This window comes from Paenibacillus montanisoli, from assembly GCF_003268025.1.
In the GTDB taxonomy this organism is placed as follows: Bacteria; Bacillota; Bacilli; order Paenibacillales; family Paenibacillaceae; genus Paenibacillus_Z; species Paenibacillus_Z montanisoli.
Genome location: NZ_QLUW01000006.1, coordinates 152,224 through 168,211 on the forward strand (window position 1 = coordinate 152,224; position 15,988 = coordinate 168,211).

17 protein-coding genes are annotated in these 15,988 nt (G+C 56.1%); 15 read left to right on the plus strand and 2 right to left on the minus strand.

Going from position 1 to position 15,988, the window contains the following annotated elements; translation table 11 throughout:
* Positions 1–147: 147 nt before the first annotated feature.
* The 4 genes from DL346_RS25520 (at position 148) to DL346_RS25535 (ending at position 3,936) form a co-directional block, all read left to right on the plus strand.
* Complete coding sequence (locus DL346_RS25520) at positions 148–819, plus strand: TerC family protein (RefSeq protein ID WP_112885217.1); 672 nt, start codon at positions 148–150, stop codon at positions 817–819.
* A 293-nt stretch (positions 820–1,112) separates the two neighbouring features.
* Positions 1,113–2,147 carry an ABC transporter substrate-binding protein gene (locus tag DL346_RS25525; RefSeq protein ID WP_206098591.1) on the plus strand — a complete coding sequence of 345 codons (1,035 nt, stop codon included), beginning with the start codon at positions 1,113–1,115 and terminating at the stop codon, positions 2,145–2,147.
* Between the two features lie 71 nt (positions 2,148–2,218).
* Positions 2,219–3,142 carry an ABC transporter permease gene (locus DL346_RS25530; RefSeq protein WP_112885218.1) on the plus strand — a complete coding sequence of 308 codons (924 nt, stop codon included), beginning with the start codon at positions 2,219–2,221 and terminating at the stop codon, positions 3,140–3,142.
* Complete coding sequence (locus DL346_RS25535) at positions 3,142–3,936, plus strand: ABC transporter ATP-binding protein (protein WP_112885219.1); 795 nt, start codon at positions 3,142–3,144, stop codon at positions 3,934–3,936. Before DL346_RS25530 ends, DL346_RS25535 begins: the two co-directional genes overlap by 1 nt.
* A 301-nt stretch (positions 3,937–4,237) precedes the next feature.
* Here DL346_RS25535 and DL346_RS25540 read toward each other — a convergent pair whose 3' ends face one another.
* Positions 4,238–5,083 carry an alpha/beta hydrolase gene (locus DL346_RS25540; RefSeq protein ID WP_112885220.1) on the minus strand — a complete coding sequence of 282 codons (846 nt, stop codon included), beginning with the start codon at positions 5,081–5,083 and terminating at the stop codon, positions 4,238–4,240.
* A gap of 236 nt (positions 5,084–5,319) precedes the next feature.
* Between DL346_RS25540 and DL346_RS25545 the strand changes: the two genes are divergently transcribed.
* From DL346_RS25545 to DL346_RS25565, 5 genes are all read left to right on the plus strand, one after another.
* Complete coding sequence (locus DL346_RS25545; protein WP_112885221.1) at positions 5,320–6,432, plus strand: Gfo/Idh/MocA family protein; 1,113 nt, start codon at positions 5,320–5,322, stop codon at positions 6,430–6,432.
* Positions 6,433–6,460: 28 nt separating this feature from the next.
* Positions 6,461–7,516: an oxidoreductase gene (locus DL346_RS25550; protein ID WP_112885222.1), complete on the plus strand. Its 1,056-nt coding sequence runs from the start codon at positions 6,461–6,463 to the stop codon at positions 7,514–7,516.
* Between the two features lie 40 nt (positions 7,517–7,556).
* Positions 7,557–8,387, plus strand: a complete 831-nt coding sequence (locus DL346_RS25555) for a sugar phosphate isomerase/epimerase family protein (protein WP_112885223.1) — start codon at positions 7,557–7,559, stop codon at positions 8,385–8,387.
* Positions 8,388–8,578: 191 nt separating this feature from the next.
* A complete protein-coding gene (locus tag DL346_RS25560) occupies positions 8,579–9,334 on the plus strand; it encodes a hydroxypyruvate isomerase family protein (protein ID WP_112885224.1) in 756 nt (251 codons plus the stop codon).
* A gap of 30 nt (positions 9,335–9,364) precedes the next feature.
* Positions 9,365–9,589 (plus strand): hypothetical protein, encoded by a 225-nt coding sequence (locus DL346_RS25565; RefSeq protein WP_133257571.1) that lies wholly within the window; start codon positions 9,365–9,367, stop codon positions 9,587–9,589.
* A 520-nt stretch (positions 9,590–10,109) separates the two neighbouring features.
* On the opposite strand, the gene DL346_RS25570 is transcribed toward DL346_RS25565, so the two are convergent.
* Positions 10,110–10,769, minus strand: a complete 660-nt coding sequence (locus DL346_RS25570) for a GntR family transcriptional regulator (RefSeq protein ID WP_165822672.1) — start codon at positions 10,767–10,769, stop codon at positions 10,110–10,112.
* Between the two features lie 215 nt (positions 10,770–10,984).
* Here DL346_RS25570 and DL346_RS25575 point away from each other — a divergent pair, with 215 nt between their 5' ends.
* From DL346_RS25575 to DL346_RS25600, 6 genes are all read left to right on the plus strand, one after another.
* Positions 10,985–12,103, plus strand: coding sequence for a mandelate racemase/muconate lactonizing enzyme family protein (locus DL346_RS25575; protein WP_112885227.1), 1,119 nt, complete (start codon positions 10,985–10,987; stop codon positions 12,101–12,103).
* A gap of 13 nt (positions 12,104–12,116) precedes the next feature.
* Positions 12,117–12,902, plus strand: coding sequence for an SDR family NAD(P)-dependent oxidoreductase (locus DL346_RS25580; RefSeq protein ID WP_112885228.1), 786 nt, complete (start codon positions 12,117–12,119; stop codon positions 12,900–12,902).
* A 66-nt stretch (positions 12,903–12,968) separates the two neighbouring features.
* Complete coding sequence (locus DL346_RS25585) at positions 12,969–14,009, plus strand: zinc-dependent alcohol dehydrogenase (protein ID WP_240633421.1); 1,041 nt, start codon at positions 12,969–12,971, stop codon at positions 14,007–14,009.
* Positions 14,009–14,335, plus strand: coding sequence for a cupin domain-containing protein (locus tag DL346_RS25590; RefSeq protein ID WP_112885229.1), 327 nt, complete (start codon positions 14,009–14,011; stop codon positions 14,333–14,335). Before DL346_RS25585 ends, DL346_RS25590 begins: the two co-directional genes overlap by 1 nt.
* Before the next feature lie 24 nt (positions 14,336–14,359).
* Positions 14,360–15,382 carry a DUF4432 family protein gene (locus tag DL346_RS25595; protein WP_112885230.1) on the plus strand — a complete coding sequence of 341 codons (1,023 nt, stop codon included), beginning with the start codon at positions 14,360–14,362 and terminating at the stop codon, positions 15,380–15,382.
* 186 nt (positions 15,383–15,568) lie between these two features.
* On the plus strand, positions 15,569–15,979 hold the full coding sequence (locus tag DL346_RS25600; protein WP_112885231.1) for a DUF6157 family protein: 411 nt from the start codon (positions 15,569–15,571) through the stop codon (positions 15,977–15,979).
* The last annotated feature ends 9 nt before the right edge of the window (positions 15,980–15,988 follow it).

Genomic DNA, 15,988 nt, shown 5'->3' on the forward strand with positions numbered 1-15,988 from the left:
AACCGTCAGAGCCAGCATGGAGGCTATTTCGCTGCCGAAACCATAAAACACGCTATTACCGGGCACCTTACGTTAATAGACAATTTTAGCGTGTCTATGCGATAATGGGCTACTATGAGAATCTATGTGACGTAAGGAGCTTGAGGGATGGAATACCTTTTATTGCTTGCGCAAATTATGCTGGTTAATCTCGTGCTTAGCGGCGACAATGCCGTCGTCATCGCGCTCGCTAGCCGCAATTTACCTTTGAATCATCGGAAGAAAGCGGTTTGGTGGGGGGCGATGGCGGCGGTCGGGCTGCGGATCGTGCTGACCGCGGTTGCCGTCTACTTGCTAAAAATCCCTTTCATCCAAGTGGCCGGAGCGCTTCTTCTGATCTGGGTGGCGATACAGCTGCTGAAGGATGACGGAGAGAGCAAAGATATCGAAGGCGCGCAGTCGCTATGGAAAGCGATCCGCATTATCGTGGCAGCCGACTTTATTATGAGCTTGGACAATGTGCTGGCGATCGCCTCCATTGCCAAAAATAATATTTGGCTGATGTCCGTCGGGATTGCGCTCAGCATTCCGATCATCGTATGGGGCAGCCAGTTGATCATGTCGCTTTTGAACAGGTTCCCGATCTTCATCTTTTTGGGCGCGGGCATTCTCGGCTACACCGCCGGAGAGATGCTCGAAGAAAACAAAGGGATTTCCTCGGTACTGCACAAAATTTCGGAATATGCCGAAACGGTATTTCCGTTCATCATCGGCCTGCTTGTGATCGTCATCGGCTATGTGCTTCAGAAGCGGGAGCGATCCCACGTGCAGGAAGCCTAACCGCCAAAATCCCATCCCAAAAAAAGAAGAGCCGTCAGGTGCTATGGGTCGATCCCCTATCTCACCTAACGGCTCTTCTTTTATCCTGTGGCAAATCCTCCGATAAATGGGATAATATGTGTATTATTGCATTAAAATTCAACATCTTCGATAAAAATTTAAACCGATATCGTGTCAACAAATTGACGAATTTGTGTCGCCCTATTAAAATAGGAATAACTCTTTGGCGCTTTCATGGATGAAAGCATATTAGCGTTAACGTGGTTAGTAGACAAACAACAGTAGAAGGGGTAATGATTGTGAAGAAAAAGATGCTAGCAACTCTCCTAGTTTCTGCAGCAGCTCTAGTAGCGGTAACCGGCTGCGGGGCGAAGAACGAAAATTCGTCCGGTTCCGGTAATTCTGCGGATTCCAAAAGCTATTCGATCGCCATTTCGCAGTATGTTGAACACCCGTCGCTTGACGCAACCCGTGAAGGCTTCCTGGCCGCGCTGAAAGACGCCGGCATTACGGAAGGCGACAACCTGAAAGTTGATCTGGAAAACGCACAGGCAGACGCCAGCAATAATTTATCGATCGCTCAAAAAATCGCATCCAAAGACTACGACCTCGTGCTGGGCATCGCAACGCCTTCCGCGCTAGCAGTCGTTCAAGAAGAGAAAGAAAATCCGGTCCTGTTCGCAGCGGTTACGGACCCGCTCGCAGCTAAAATCGTAAGCAACCTGGAGAAGCCGGGCGGCAACGTATCCGGCGCATCCGACACGAACCCTGCGGCAATTACGCAGCTGATGGATTTTGTCGCGAAGCACTTCACAAACGTGAAGACAGTCGGCATGGTTATCAACGAAGGCGAGCCGAATGCCGTCATCATGGCCGACCTTGCGGAAAAAGCCCTTTCGGCGCACGGCATAAAGCTGGAGAAAGCGCCGGCGGCAGCGACTTCCGAGGTTAAACAAGCGGCAGAATCGCTCGTTGGACGCGCGGATGCGCTCTACATCGCGCTCGACAACACGGTGGTCAGCTCAGTTGATTCCATCATCAAAGTGGCGAACGACAACAAAATTCCATTCTTCTCGAGTGACCGCGATACGGTTGAGAAGGGCGCTTTTGCAACCGTCGGCTTCAAATACTTCGACCACGGCTACCAAGTCGGCCAGATGGCGGTCGATATCTTGAAGAACGGCAAGAAGATCGGCGACATGAAAGTAACGGTGCCGGACAAGCTGGATCTGATTATGAACCTGAAGGCTGCCGAAGCCCAAGGCATTACGGTAACCGATGACATGAAGAACGAAGTGAAGGATCAAGCGAACAACATTATCCAATAACATCACAAGATGACGGGGTGGGCGATTGCTGTCGCTCACTCCGTTTTCACTTTATGGGGAGGCGAACGGACATGTTGGAATCTTTGACCGGAGCGGTTGAGCTCGGTCTGCTCTATGCCTTGATGGCGATCGGGGTGTATATTACATTTCGAATTTTGGACTTTCCGGATTTGACCGTGGATGCCAGCTTTACGACAGGCGGCGCGGTTGCTGCGGTCATGATCTCGAATGGCGGCAGTCCGCTGCTTGCGACCATTTGCGCGTTTGGCTGCGGCCTGGCGGCAGGAGCCGTTACGGGACTTCTTCACACGAAAGGGAAAGTGAACGGGCTGCTTGCCGGCATTCTGATGATGATCGCGCTCTACTCCGTCAATATGCGGATTATGGGCAAGCCGAACATTTCGCTCGTGAATACCGATACGCTGTTTACGTCCATTGAGGGAAATACGGTCTTGTACCTGCTCGTGCTGGCTATTGTAGTTATTATGGTTAAGCTGCTCCTGGATGCGTTTCTCCATACGGATCTCGGGCTAGCGCTGCGGGCGACTGGTGACAATGCACGGATGATCCGCAGCCTCGGCGCAAATACCGATACGACCAAAATCATCGGCGTCAGCCTTTCCAACGGCCTCGTTGCGGTTTCCGGCGCCATGATCGCGCAGCAATCCGGTTTCGCGGACATGTCGATGGGCGTCGGTACAATCGTGCTTGGATTGGCGTCGGTTATTATCGGCGAAGCGATCTTCGGCATTCGCAGCGTTGTTCGCGCTACGCTGGCCGTTATTCTCGGTTCGATCGTGTACCGGATTATCGTGGCGCTGGCGCTTCGCGTGGAATTCCTCGATACGTCCGATCTGAAATTGATTACTGCAGTTATAGTTGTAGGGGCACTGGTCATTCCAACCGTTCGGCGCTCGATGAAACAGAAGTCCGTCGCACGCAGGCGCACGCAGGAATTGATAGCCGCGGCCGGCAGTCAGGGAGGTCGATCGTAATGTTGGATATTTCGCAAGTATCGAAGCTGTTTAACCCGGGGACGCCGGATGAGAAGATCGCGCTGATGAACATTCAGCTGAAGCTGGAGCCTGGCGATTTCGTTACCGTTATCGGCAGCAACGGCGCGGGCAAATCGACGCTGATGAACATTATATCCGGCGTCATGAAGCCGGATATCGGCGAGGTACGCATCGGCGGCAAGGCGATCCACCACTTGCCTGAGCACATGCGCAGCCGCTGGATCGGGCGCGTGTTCCAGGATCCGATGGCGGGCACTGCACCGACGATGTCCATCGAGGAGAACCTGTCGATGGCTTACAAGCGCGGCAAGGCGCGGGGATTCGGCTGGGGGGCCAACGCGGCTAAGCGCAAGCTGTTTCGCGAACAGCTGTCGCGTCTCGGCATCCGGCTGGAGGATCGGATGAGCGCGAAGGTCGGCCTGCTGTCCGGCGGTGAGCGGCAGGCGCTCAGCCTGCTGATGGCGACGTTCACGCAGCCGCAAATTTTGCTGCTGGACGAGCATACGGCAGCGCTTGACCCGGCCCGCGCCGAGCTCATTACGGACTTGACCGAGGAAATCGTCCGCGACATGAGCTTGACGACGCTGATGGTCACGCACAACATGGAGCAGGCGATCCGACTCGGCAACCGCCTGATCATGATGGATAAAGGCCGCATCATTCTGGACATTCCGGAGTCGCGCAAACGCGACCTGACGGTCCCGCAGCTGCTCGGCGAATTCGAGCGGATCAGCGGCCGCCAGCTGGCGGACGACCGGATCGTGCTCGGGTAGAGGAAGCTTGGGGAAGTCGAGAGAAGGCCGCTTTCGCGGCTTGCTCCCGGCTTTTTTTTGTTAAGGCCGTACTGTCTTCCGGCGGTAATTTATGGGGAGAATGAAGCTGAGAGTTTGGGGGCGGCGGCCTTTGCCGGGACAAAGTGAGAGCAAGAGCGGTAATGGTTACCGCACAAGGGTGGGAATTTGGCTGAAATCAGTGCAAGAGCGGTAATGGTTACCGCACAAGGGTGGGAAATTGGCGGAATGGGCAAAAGAGAGGGAATGGTTCCCTCTCTTTTCATTGAAATCCGGCAGCCCGTTACTTCTCGAGGCGCTCGTCGAGCCACTCCTTCATGACGTCGAACACGGCGTCGCGATCAAGCTCGTTGTGGAGCTCGTGCTTCAGCCCTGGCCATTCCATGAAGTTGCAAGAATTGCCCGCGGCATCGGCAAACTGCCGGCTCGCTTTGATGGAGGTGACCTTGTCGGTTCCGCCGTGCATCAACAGGAGCGGCAACCGCCATTCCGCCGCATGCTTCAGCGCCCACGCGCCGGCGCTTTGCACGCTGAGGAAGAAGCGCGCCGTGATGGAGCCGTGGCCGAGCGGGTCCTCCTGATACCTTTTGATCATGACGGGATCGGAGGTGAGGTGGTCGCCGACCATCGGCCGATTGTTCGAATACGTCGGGAACAGACGGTTTACGATCCGTGCGATGACGATCTGGAGCGGCGGCGGATTGAAGGCGAGCATCAGCCACGGACCCGTCACGATGACGCCGGCCAGCTCCGGCTTTCGCCGCAGCACGTAATTCAGCGTTACATTGCCGCCCATGCTATGCCCGTACAGAAACAGCGGCGCGCGAGGGAAACGCTGCCTCGCCTCAACCAGCATCGCATCGATCCCGATCAGCAGCGCCTCGTACGAAGGCGTATGTCCGCGCCTGCCATCCGTCTGTCCGTGGCCGAGCTGGTCAAACCCGAGGACAGCATAGCCATCCTCGGTAAGCATATCCGCGACATGCCGGTACCGGCCAATGTGCTCGCCCATGCCATGGACAAGGCAAATGACGGCTTTAACCGGAAGGCCCTCCGGAGGCGTCCATTCCATGGCATACCGGCTTGAGCCGTCGCTGCATCGCAGCTGTAAATTTCGCTCCAACTCCATTCTTCCTCTGCCTCCCCGTAGGCGGACGATCCGCCAGGTGCGATTTTTCCGTGTGCATCACTACATTGCTAATTCAAACTTTACCATAGTAGAACAGGGAAAATAAAATCCGATCCTCGCTTCAGCCAAATTTTTGAGGTGCTCAAAAGAAGGAGTTAAGGACATCAAGGGAGAAGTTGAACAGGTAAAAGTTTAATAGAATAAACCAATGGTCTCGCATTAGGAAGGGTGGACGTATGCGTAAAACGAAAGTGGGCGTAATCGGCAGCGGAGCAATCAGCGGCATCTACTTGGAAAACTGTACGGGCATGTTCGGCGGCGTATTGGAAGTCGTCGCCATTGCGGATCTGTTTATCGAGACTGCGCAGAAACGCGCAGAGGAATTCGGCATTCCAAAAGCTTGCTCCGTCGAAGAGCTGCTGGCGATTCCTGAAATTGAAATTGTCATCAATTTGACTTCCCCTACCGTTCATACGGAAGTGAACCTGCAAATCCTGAATGCCGGCAAGCATGTCTACGCGGAGAAGCCTTTTGCGTTGACGCGCGAGGATGCGGACCGCGTCCTGAACCTGGCTCAAGAAAAGGGGCTGCGCGTCGGGATCGCGCCCGATACGTTCCTTGGCGCAGGGCTGCAAACCAGCCGCAAGCTGATTGAAGATGGCTGGATCGGCACGCCGTATGCGGCAAGCGGATTGATTATTATGGGCAATGCGTATGATGCGATGCGCCCGCAATTCCACAACTATTTGCAAACCGGCTGGGATCCGCTTTTCGATATGGCGCCATACTACTTGACGGCATTCGTCAACCTGCTCGGTCCGGTCCGCAAAGTATCGGGCTCGGTAGGCAACGTGAACCGCGAGTTTACGGTGACGAATCCGAAGTCGCCCCGTTATGGCGAAACGGTACCGGTAACCGCGCCGATGCACGCATCAGCGCTGCTCGAATTCGACGGCGGCGTGTCGGCAACCCTGCAGGTCGGCAAAGAGAGCTTCGGCTATACGCCGCGTCTCGAAATCTACGGCACCGAGGGCAATCTGGTCGTCAACGATCCGAACATGTTCGACGGTGCGGTGATCCTGCAGCAAGCGAACGGCACGGTCAAAGAATTCCCATATTCGCACGGCTTTTCGAAGAACAGCCGCGGCATCGGCGTGGCCGACATGGCGTACGCGATCCAATCGGGCAGACCGCACCGCGCAAGCGGAGAGCTTTCCCGCCACGTGCTGGATGTTACGCTGGGCATTCTGGACAGCGCGGAGAGCGGCAAGCATATTGCGGTCACGGCTCCATGCGATCGTCCTGCTCCGCTGCCGCTCGGTTTGAGATATAATCAACTAGATTTTTAAATTACACATTGATAGGAGTTTGTCGAACATGAGTAAAAATATCCGTGTCGGGCTGATCGGATACGGCTTTGCCGGCAGCATTTTTCACGCCCCGTTCGTTGATGCCGTTCCAGGATTGGAGCTGGCCGCAGTTGTAGAGCGCAAAAGCGCGCATTCGAAGGAAAAATACCCTTGGGTTAACGTCGTTAACGATGTTCGTTATTTGTACGAGGATCCAAGCATCGACCTTATCGTCGTCACGACACCGAGCACCGATCACTTTACGTTCACAAGAGATGCGCTGCTGGCTGGCAAGCATGTCGTCGTGGAGAAGCCTTTCACGCCGACGGCTGCGGAAGCGGACGAGCTGATTGCCCTTGCGAAAGAAAAGGGCTTGGTGCTCAGCGTGTACCATAACCGCCGCTATGACGGCGATTACCTGACGATCAAGAAGCTGCTAGCGGAAGGCATGATCGGGGATGTGCGGGAAGCCACGTTCTCCTGGGACGGCTTCAGTCCGGTCATGAATTCGACGAACTGGCGCGAAGGCTCGCAGCCGGGCACGGGCGTATTTTACGATCTGGGCGTACACTTTTTCGATCAAGCGCTGACGCTATTCGGCGTGCCGGATGCAATCAACGGGGATGTGCGCATTCAGCGTGAAGGAGCATCGGCCCATGATTATTTTGACGTGACGCTGTTCTATGGCAACCAGCTAAAGGTACGAGTGAAGTCATCCAAATTCGTACGTGAGGCGAACCCGCGATATGTGCTGCACGGCACGAAGGGCTCGTTCGTCAAATACGGAACCGATCCGCAGGAAGCGACGCTGCTTGGCGGCGGCATGCCTGGCGATTACGGCTTCGGGATTGAACTGCGCGAGATTTGGGGAAAACTCAATTCGACGGTCGGCGGGCTCCATGTTGAAGGCGTTGTCGAAACGTTTCACGGAAATTATACCGGCTACTACGAGAACGTTTACCGCCATATCATCGGCGAAGCGGAGCTGAACGTAAAACCGGAGGAAGCGAGAAATGCCATCCGCTTGATCGAGCTTGCGCTTCAAAGCTGCGAAGAAGGCAGAACGCTGCCGGTTACGCTGTAAACAGATTAACGGTTAGCCAAAATAGGAGGAGAGCCAGGACATGTTTCCATTTCAAGCGTCATTGAACGCTTCGACCTTGTTCCCGTTCAAGCTGAACGTGCTGGAGCAAATTGCGGTTGCGGCCGAAGCGGGCTACGAAGGTATCGAGCTATGGGTTTCGGAGATTGAAGCGTTTCTAGCGGGCGGCGGTACGTCCGAACAAATTCGTGAAGCATTGACAAGCAGCGGCGTGGCATTCGCGAACGCGATCGCCTTCTTCAAATGGGCGGACGCGGATCCGGCTGTTCGCGCCGAGGCGTTCGTTCAAGCGGAGCGCGAGCTGCGCATGCTTGCGGAGCTGGGCTGCCGCGCTGCGGCTGCGCCGCCATTCGGCGATGTAGCCAGCGTTTCCTTGAGCGACATGGGGCAATTTTTTGCCCAATTGACGGCGCTTGCGCGCGAAATCGGCATTGAGGTCTATGTGGAATTCTGGGGCAGAGCGAGCAAGCTGTCGACGGTGAACGAGGCAAAAGAAGTGATGGCAGCCTCCGGAATCGCGGAAGCTCAAGTGCTGCTGGATCCGTTCCACATGTACACCGGCGGCAGCAGCATCGAGGACCTGCGTCAGCTTAGCGGCAGCCAGATCGGCATCGTGCATGCCAATGACTATCCGGCTTCGCCGGGCAGGGAATCCATTACGGATGCGGAGCGGGTATTCCCGGGCGAAGGCATCGCACCGCTCGGCGAGTTGGCTGAAGCGCTGCATGCATCAGGCTACCGCGGCTTTTTGTCGCTGGAGCTGTTCATTGCGGACTTCGGCTCGCAGACGGCACTGGAGGTCGCAAGCAAAGGGCTGCGGACCTTGAAAGAAGCTTTTCAAGTGAAAGGGTAAGATTGGTCTTGTTAATAGGGGCTGGGTGCCGGCATCATGCCGGCGCTCGGCCCTTTTCCATTATCCGCTTTACAGTCCGCCGGAGCAGTCCTATAATCGACACCAGAAGGAGCTTGCACAACAGACTAACGCGTTTCGAAGCAAGAGCAGGGCAAGGCAGGGCAAATCCAGTGCGCCAAGAGAGGCTGTTTATGAAGCTGTCTGTTTGTTTGGATGCCGTGTACGGCGGCAAAGATTTTTTTGCAAGCTTGGAAGAGGTGCGTGCGATCGGGTACGATGCGATCGAGTTCTGGTCGTGGTGGGACAAGGATGTGGATCGGCTTGCCCGAATCGTCCGCGAGCAAAAACTGACCATCGCGTCGATGTGCGTAAAAAACGCGAATTTGGTGGACGCTTCTTCGCGAGATGCCTTTTTGGATGGGCTGAAGGCATCCATCGCTGCAGCAAAGCAGCTGGACTGCCGCTCCCTGATCGCGACTGTGGGACAGGAGTTGGCGGATGTGCCGCGGGAGGCGCAGCATCAATCGATCGTGGACGGACTGAGCGCAGGCGCCCCGCTGCTTGAGGAAGCGGGCATCACCCTCGTGCTGGAGCCGCTCAATACGCTTGTCGATCACAAAGGCTATTATTTATCTTCATCGGAGGAAGCGTTTGATATCGTACGTAAAGTCGGAAGCCCGAACGTGAAGCTCGTGTTCGATATTTATCACCAGCAAATTACCGAGGGCAACCTGCTGGCTAACATCATTCCGAATCTGGAGCTGATCGGGCACTTTCATGCGGCGGGCAATCCGGGACGGCATGAGCTTAGCTCGGGCGAGCTGCATTACGGGCGGATTTTCCAAGCGATCGAAGCGGCGGGGTATGAAGGTTACATGGGCTTGGAATACTTCCCGGTTGCCGCGCCGGAGGTCGGCTTAAAGGAATTGTTGGTTGCATACGCGTAGACAGGAGCGCTTTTGTAGGATGGATGGACAATGGGAGGAGCAAAAGCGATGAAGTTGACGGAGGAGCAGCTTGCGTTTTTCGACGCCTTTGGCTTTATCAAGTTTGCCGGACTGTTGAGGGATGAAATCAGCTGGATTACGGAGGAGTTCGAAGCTGTTTTTCCGATGCTGGAGGAGCAGCATGACGGCTCAAAGCGGACGATGATCGTCCCATTCGTGGATCCTGTGCGAGCGGTTCGAGGCGGAGGAAATTGAAGAGCTGCGCCATTACATCCTGCTTCACTCCCATTACCGCCGTGACCACTACTATGGTCAGGCCATGTTAAGCAGCGCTACGCCGGAGCGCCGCGTTCATCTCGAGCAAGTCGACGCCGTCTGCGGCGACTATGCCGAGCGAACCCGCCAGCTCCCGCGTCTGCCGGTGCGGATCGTTTGATAGGTTGAAGACCCCAATGGAGAAAGGGTTCCGTTCTTCGTTGGGTTTTTTTTGATATTCGAAAGCATGAGTCGCTCCAGCGGTTCACCTGCCCAATAACGCTCTTGTCGAAAGTCGGAAAAACCGATTCTCATCGGCGAAAATGCCCCAAATAAAAACTGAGAGTCGATAATTCCGACGCTCAGCTCTCTAAAACTAACCTTTCGCGCGAAAAGCAAAGCGAGAGCACGAAATCGTGCTCTCGCATAGCGAAACCGGCGCCCCGGCCGGTGCTGCCGAGCTGAGAGCACGAAAACGTGCTCTCACCGGCCCCAGCGGCACGAAAAGCAAAGCGAGAGCTTATTTTGCAAAGCACAGCAAATTGTCATCGCTGTCGAGATGCTTCAAAATCGCTTGCTGGATTAGCACCAGGTCCTTGGTTTTGAACGCATCGAGCAATTCTTGATGGTCCTTCTCCATGTGGTCCAGGTTGTAGAAGGGCAGGTTCTTGGAGAAGTGGAGCCGGATTTGGTTGACGATGCTTTGCCAGGTCAGCATGACCGTCCGCTCGGAAGCCATCTCCAGAATGGATTGGTGAAACAAAATGTCGAGGTCGACGAGCCGGCTTTTGGCGCCGTTTGCGACCGCTGCTTTCATTTCGTCTATAATCGCTTGCTGCTTGCCGAAGAAGCCGTCATCAAGCTTGTCCAGGTACCGTTTGACGACGAACCATTCGATATGGAACCGGATCGGCATCAGAATATTCTGCACTTCGTCGGCGTCAAGATCGGCGACGACCGTTTCCTTGTACGGATAGGAAAGCAGCAGCCCCTCTCGCTCAAGCTGGCGGATGGCCTCCCGGATCGGGCCGCGGCTGACGCCCATTTGCTCCGCAATCTCCATTTCTTTAATACGCGCGCCGGGAAGAAGATGCCCGTTCAAAATCGCCTCCCGCAGGTCATGCGTCACTTTCTCGCGCAGCGACGTATTGGCTTGCTGCTTGAATGTAAATTCAGCCATAGCTAGATTGCTCCCTTGTTTCATCGCATTAACTCTAGTATACGTGAAAAATTTTAAATTGCACACGCTTTGTATTTTGTCAACAATTTGCGATTCACACGATAAATAAATATTGTTGACAATATATTTCTGGCAGAACTACAATTGTGAAAGCGCTATAGATTTAGAATCTAATTCTTTTACATATTTAATAATTCAGAATGGGGGAACCTGTCATGAAAATTACCGAAGTGGAATCGGTTTATCTGCGCATTCCGGACTTGGATGCGGAACGCTGCGACGGCACGCAAGACACGCTAATGATTCGTATCCATACGGACGAAGGCATCGTCGGCTACGGCGAGGTGGACTCCGTGCCGCTCGTCGCGAAGGCTTGCATCGACGCGCCGCCCTCCCACTCCATCGCAACAGGACTGCGCTCGCTCTTGATCGGGGAAAATCCGCTGGAGATCGACCGCTTGTGGGACAAAATGTACCGCGGCACCATCTATTTCGGCCGCGGAGGTCCGGCGATGCATGCCATGAGCGGCATCGACATGGCGCTGTGGGATATCGCAGGCAAAAAAGCGGGCCGTCCCGTTTCGGAAATGCTTGGCGGCACGCACCGTTCCAAGCTGAAGGCATACGCGAGCTCGCTCATGCCGGATACGATCGAAGAGGCGGTCCGCCTGGCGGGGCAATTCGCGTCCGAAGGCTATAAGGCGATGAAATTCGGCTGGGGCCCGATCGGCCGCGACCCTAAATTCGACGAGCAGCAAATCCGCGCCATCCGCGAAACGGTCGGCGATGACATCGACGTCATGATCGACGGCGGGCTGGCATGGGATTTGAAGGGCGCTTTGCGCATGGCGGAAGTCTACGAAAAATACGGCGTATTCTGGCTCGAGGAGCCGCTGCATCCGGAAAATCTGGAAGACTATAAGGAACTGTCGAGACGTACGACGCTTCGCGTGGCGGGCGGAGAGCAAGAGAGCGGCGTTCGGGCGTTCCGCCGCTTGATCGAGGATGGCGGGCACGACATCGTGCAGCCGGATCTGGGCCGCTGCGGCGGCTTGACCGAGGGCAAGCGCATTGCCTACATGGCGCATGAGCGCCACAAGCTGGTCGTTCCGCATGCGTTCAAGACGGGGATTCTCGTTGCGGCGAGCACGCATTTTGCCGCTTCGATCCCGAACGGCTTCATGATCGAGCATACGACCTCCACGTCGCCGCTTGCGCGCGACTTGGTGTCGGAGCCGATCACGTTCAAAGACGGCTATGTGCATGTGCCGGATCGTCCGGGCCTTGGCGTCACGGTCGACGAAGCGATCGTGGACAAATACCGCGTGAAATAGGAGGCGGCCGCGCATGGGGAAAGCGGGCAGATTTGACGGTAAAGTCGCGCTGATTACAGGCGGCGCTACGGGCGTCGGGTTCGCGACGGCAAGCCGCTTCGCCTCCGAAGGAGCGAAGGTCGTCATCACGGGCCGCCGCACGGACGTCGGCGAACGCGCCGCGGCCGAGCTGGCCGGGCAGGGCTATTCGGCTCGTTTTATCAGCTGTGACGTATCGGACGAGGCGGCGGTTGCCGCTTTGTTCGCGCAAGTCGAGCTGCAGTTCGGTCGGCTGGATATTTTGGTGAACAACGCCGCAACGTTCGAACCGATGAAATTTCTTGGCGCGGAGATGAGCGAGTGGCGCAAGGTGTTCGACATTATCGTGAGCGGGGCTTTCCACTGCACGCAAGCTGCCGCTCGCATCATGACGGCGAAAGGCATTCAAGGTTCGATCATCAACGTGTCCTCGATCAACGGCAGCCGGGCGCTCTACGAGTCTTCCAGCTACAATGCGGGCAAGGGAGCGCTCGACCAGCTGACGCGCAACGCGGCGTTGGAGCTGATCGACCACGGAATTCGGGTTAACTCCGTCGCGCTAGGCTTCATCGAAACGCCGATGTCCGTCGTGGATGGCGTGAAGGAGCACGAAACGGATTGGTTTCAAGACATTTACGTCGCCCGCGGCAAAATCGCCCAGAGGCGGCAGGGGCAACCGGAAGAAGCGGCCGGCGTCATCGCATTCCTCGCCTCCGAGGATGCGTCCTATATGTGCGGTGCTGTCATTCCGGTTGACGGCGGGTTGTCGATAACTTTTTAACAAGAACGGGAGAGGTGCGGGACATTGGGATCCTTGCGCCTCTTTCATCCAGAGAGGAGACGGTTGATGATGCAGGCACTGATTTATGAAGGCCCGAAAGAGATGAATATCCGCGAAGTCGAAACGCCGGTGGCAGGGGAAGACGACATCGTCATCAAGGTGGCTTTTACCGGCATTTGCGGCTCGGAGCTGAGCGGATATCTCGGCAAAAACTCGCTCCGCAAGCCTCCAATGATCTTCGGTCACGAGTTCTCCGGCACGATCGCGTCGATGGGCAGCAAGGCGGAAGCGTCCGGAGCTTGGCAAATCGGCCAGCGCGTGACGGCGAATCCGCTCGTCACGTGCGGTCAGTGCGAGCGCTGCGCAAGCGGCAAGCAGCAGCTGTGCGTGTCGCGCAAGCTGCTTTCGGCGGCTCTGCCGGGCAGCAATGCGGAGTATGTGAAGGTGCCGGCTTCCTTCGTGTATGCGGTGCCGGATTCGATGACCTTGCAGACGGCGGCTCTGACCGAGCCGACGGCATGTGCCGTTCGCGTTGCCGAGCTGGCTGCCGCGAAGCCAAACGATAAAGTGCTTATCATCGGCATGGGTCCGATCGGCTTGCTGTCGCTGCAGGCCGTGCTTCAATATGGCGTCCGTGACGTCATTGTCGTAGACATGAACGAGGATCGTCTGGCGATTGCGCGCCGGCTTGGCGCTGCGCATGCGATTTGTCCGGCCGGCGTTGACACGCTGGAGGAAGTGAAGCGGCTGACTGGCGGAAGCGGCGTGAATATTGCCATTGACGCCGTCGGCGGCAGCCTGACGCGCAAACAGTGCGTTCTGGCATGCACAGCTGGCGGCCGGGTTGTATTCACGGGTCTGCATGAGGAAGAATCCCCGCTGCCGATCAATATCGCGATCCGCAGCGAAGTAACGATGGTCGGCTCCTTCGCCTATTCGGCGGTTAACTTCGTCACGGCGCTGCAGTGGCTGGAGCAAGGACGCATTCGGCTTGACGAGGGCGTTGTCGAAGCGCCGCTGAGCGAAGGGGCGAAGTGGTTCGAGACGCTGCTCGGATCGGCGGGGAACGTGTCGAAGGTACTGCTGATTCCGGGAGGTGAACAGTAATGCCGCGGTTTGAGGAATGGCACTCGCCGCTTGCCGGCATAAGCCGTAAAATTTTTCCGCCCGGCAAATCGATCATGAGCATGATGATCAAGCTGGACGAGGGCGCGATTGGGCCTGCCCACTCGCATCCGCATGAGCAGCTCACTTTCGTGATCAGCGGCAAAATCGCGATGGTCATGAACGGCGAAACGACGATTGTCGGCGCAAGCGAACAAATCTATGTGCCTGGCGATGCGGTGCACGAGGTCAAAGCGCTCGAGGATACGGTGGTCATTGAGACGTTCACGCCGCTGCGCGAGGATTTGCTTGCAACAATCACGGATTAGCTCAGCTCAAAGGGGGACTTGCCTGTGACCGTCAAGGTGGATACCAATTGGACCTACAACGACATTCGGACCGTCGTCATGGAGAATGATCTGCTTCGCGTTATCGTCATGCCGGACTTAGGTGCGAAGGTGTGGCAAATCACGTTCAAGCCGCTCGGCAAGGATCTGCTGTGGCATCACCCGCGGATGAAGCCGCGGCGGCTTGCGCTGCATACCGTTTACGACGATCACTTCTTCGGCGGTTGGGATGAGCTGTACCCGAACGATATCGCGGAAGCGATCGACGGCGAGATGTTCCCGGACCACGGGGAGATTTGGACGCTGCCGTGGCAGTATGCGCTGGAGCGTGCCGACGAAGAGGAAGCGACGCTGCACATGTGGGTGGAGACGCCGATCAGCGCCACTCGCCTAAGCAAGCGAATTACGCTTCGCGCCGGCGAGGCGAAGCTGCGCTTCGCGCATACGATCGCCAATCTCGGCCGCAAACCGCAGCCTTACTTGTGGAAGCTGCATGCGGCGATGGCGGCGGACGAGCATTCGCGCATCGATCTGCCTGCCCGCAATATGGAGGTGGAGGGCTTCGGCACGCCGCGTACGGGGCGTACCTCGTTCGCTTACCAGTGGCCATATGCGGAGGATGACAGCGGCGCCGCGCATGATATGCGCTGGGCTCTGCCTCATTCGTCGGGCGTCAGCGAATTTCAGTACGCGACCGATATGCAGGCGGGTTGGTGCGCTTTGACCCATACGCGGGAGGGCATCGGGTTTGGCCTCAGCTATGATAACGAAGTATTGCCGACATGCTGGCTGTTCGCTTCCTACGGCGGCTGGAGGGAGCTGCAGACGGTCGTACTGGAGCCGTGCACCGGTTATCCGGTCGGGCTGCAGGACGGCATCGAGCGCGGGACGCATCGGATTTTGCAGCCGGGGGAGACCGTGTCCTGCGCTGTGATCGCTACCGTATATGAAGGCTTGTCTGCCGTATCGCATATTGACGAAGACGGCGATGTGACGGGCACGGCAATCGAAACCGCTTCAGGGGAATAAGGACTCATGCTTTAGGAGCGTAATGCCTGAGCGTTTAAAGGAAGGGTCAGACCGTAGATGCGGTTTGATCCTTTTTTGATTCGATTCGACAGACTTCTTCGAATGCGCCGCTTATACTGGGAATGATGCGCGGTTCGGATCAAAAATTGCGCTAAGGTTGAAAGCATAAGGAGGAACAAAGATAAAATGAAGGACATGAATCATTACGGCGCGTTTATACAGGTAGCTGATGATTGCCCTGTCCGAGAGGCCGTCATACCGGTAGCTAAGAGCGATTCTAAGACTATTCCGGTTTTGCAATACGAGATGATAGCGAACCATCCTTACCTTTATACGCAAGAAGATGTGCTATTCGAAGTATTCGCTCGGCGGAATCATATACCGGAAGCGGAGCGGAAGGCTGCACGCGATCGGTTTTTCTCCAAAGGGCAGCCATGTCTCCGGACATCTTCATTGGGCAAGCGCTACGGTTGGGGCATTCACCATGATGAACAGGGCAAAGTGGCGTTATATGCCGTGGAGTCCGAAGAATATATGAATCTCATGAATGATAAAAGGATTAAACAATTCAAGGCAATGCGCACAAATCGGACATAAGAAGTTTGG

What these genes read in the sequence shown, in the direction of transcription:
- DL346_RS25520 (WP_112885217.1), top strand. Translation starts at nt 148, where the DNA reads ATGGAATACCTTTTATTGCTTGCGCAAATTATGCTGGTTAATCTCGTG.
- DL346_RS25525 (WP_206098591.1), top strand. Translation starts at nt 1,113, where the DNA reads ATGATTGTGAAGAAAAAGATGCTAGCAACTCTCCTAGTTTCTGCAGCA.
- DL346_RS25530 (WP_112885218.1), top strand. Translation starts at nt 2,219, where the DNA reads ATGTTGGAATCTTTGACCGGAGCGGTTGAGCTCGGTCTGCTCTATGCC.
- DL346_RS25535 (WP_112885219.1), top strand. Translation starts at nt 3,142, where the DNA reads ATGTTGGATATTTCGCAAGTATCGAAGCTGTTTAACCCGGGGACGCCG.
- DL346_RS25540 (WP_112885220.1), bottom strand. Translation starts at nt 5,083, where the DNA reads ATGGAGTTGGAGCGAAATTTACAGCTGCGATGCAGCGACGGCTCAAGC.
- DL346_RS25545 (WP_112885221.1), top strand. Translation starts at nt 5,320, where the DNA reads ATGCGTAAAACGAAAGTGGGCGTAATCGGCAGCGGAGCAATCAGCGGC.
- DL346_RS25550 (WP_112885222.1), top strand. Translation starts at nt 6,461, where the DNA reads ATGAGTAAAAATATCCGTGTCGGGCTGATCGGATACGGCTTTGCCGGC.
- DL346_RS25555 (WP_112885223.1), top strand. Translation starts at nt 7,557, where the DNA reads ATGTTTCCATTTCAAGCGTCATTGAACGCTTCGACCTTGTTCCCGTTC.
- DL346_RS25560 (WP_112885224.1), top strand. Translation starts at nt 8,579, where the DNA reads ATGAAGCTGTCTGTTTGTTTGGATGCCGTGTACGGCGGCAAAGATTTT.
- DL346_RS25565 (WP_133257571.1), top strand. Translation starts at nt 9,365, where the DNA reads ATGGGAGGAGCAAAAGCGATGAAGTTGACGGAGGAGCAGCTTGCGTTT.
- DL346_RS25570 (WP_165822672.1), bottom strand. Translation starts at nt 10,769, where the DNA reads ATGGCTGAATTTACATTCAAGCAGCAAGCCAATACGTCGCTGCGCGAG.
- DL346_RS25575 (WP_112885227.1), top strand. Translation starts at nt 10,985, where the DNA reads ATGAAAATTACCGAAGTGGAATCGGTTTATCTGCGCATTCCGGACTTG.
- DL346_RS25580 (WP_112885228.1), top strand. Translation starts at nt 12,117, where the DNA reads ATGGGGAAAGCGGGCAGATTTGACGGTAAAGTCGCGCTGATTACAGGC.
- DL346_RS25585 (WP_240633421.1), top strand. Translation starts at nt 12,969, where the DNA reads ATGATGCAGGCACTGATTTATGAAGGCCCGAAAGAGATGAATATCCGC.
- DL346_RS25590 (WP_112885229.1), top strand. Translation starts at nt 14,009, where the DNA reads ATGCCGCGGTTTGAGGAATGGCACTCGCCGCTTGCCGGCATAAGCCGT.
- DL346_RS25600 (WP_112885231.1), top strand. Translation starts at nt 15,569, where the DNA reads ATGAAGGACATGAATCATTACGGCGCGTTTATACAGGTAGCTGATGAT.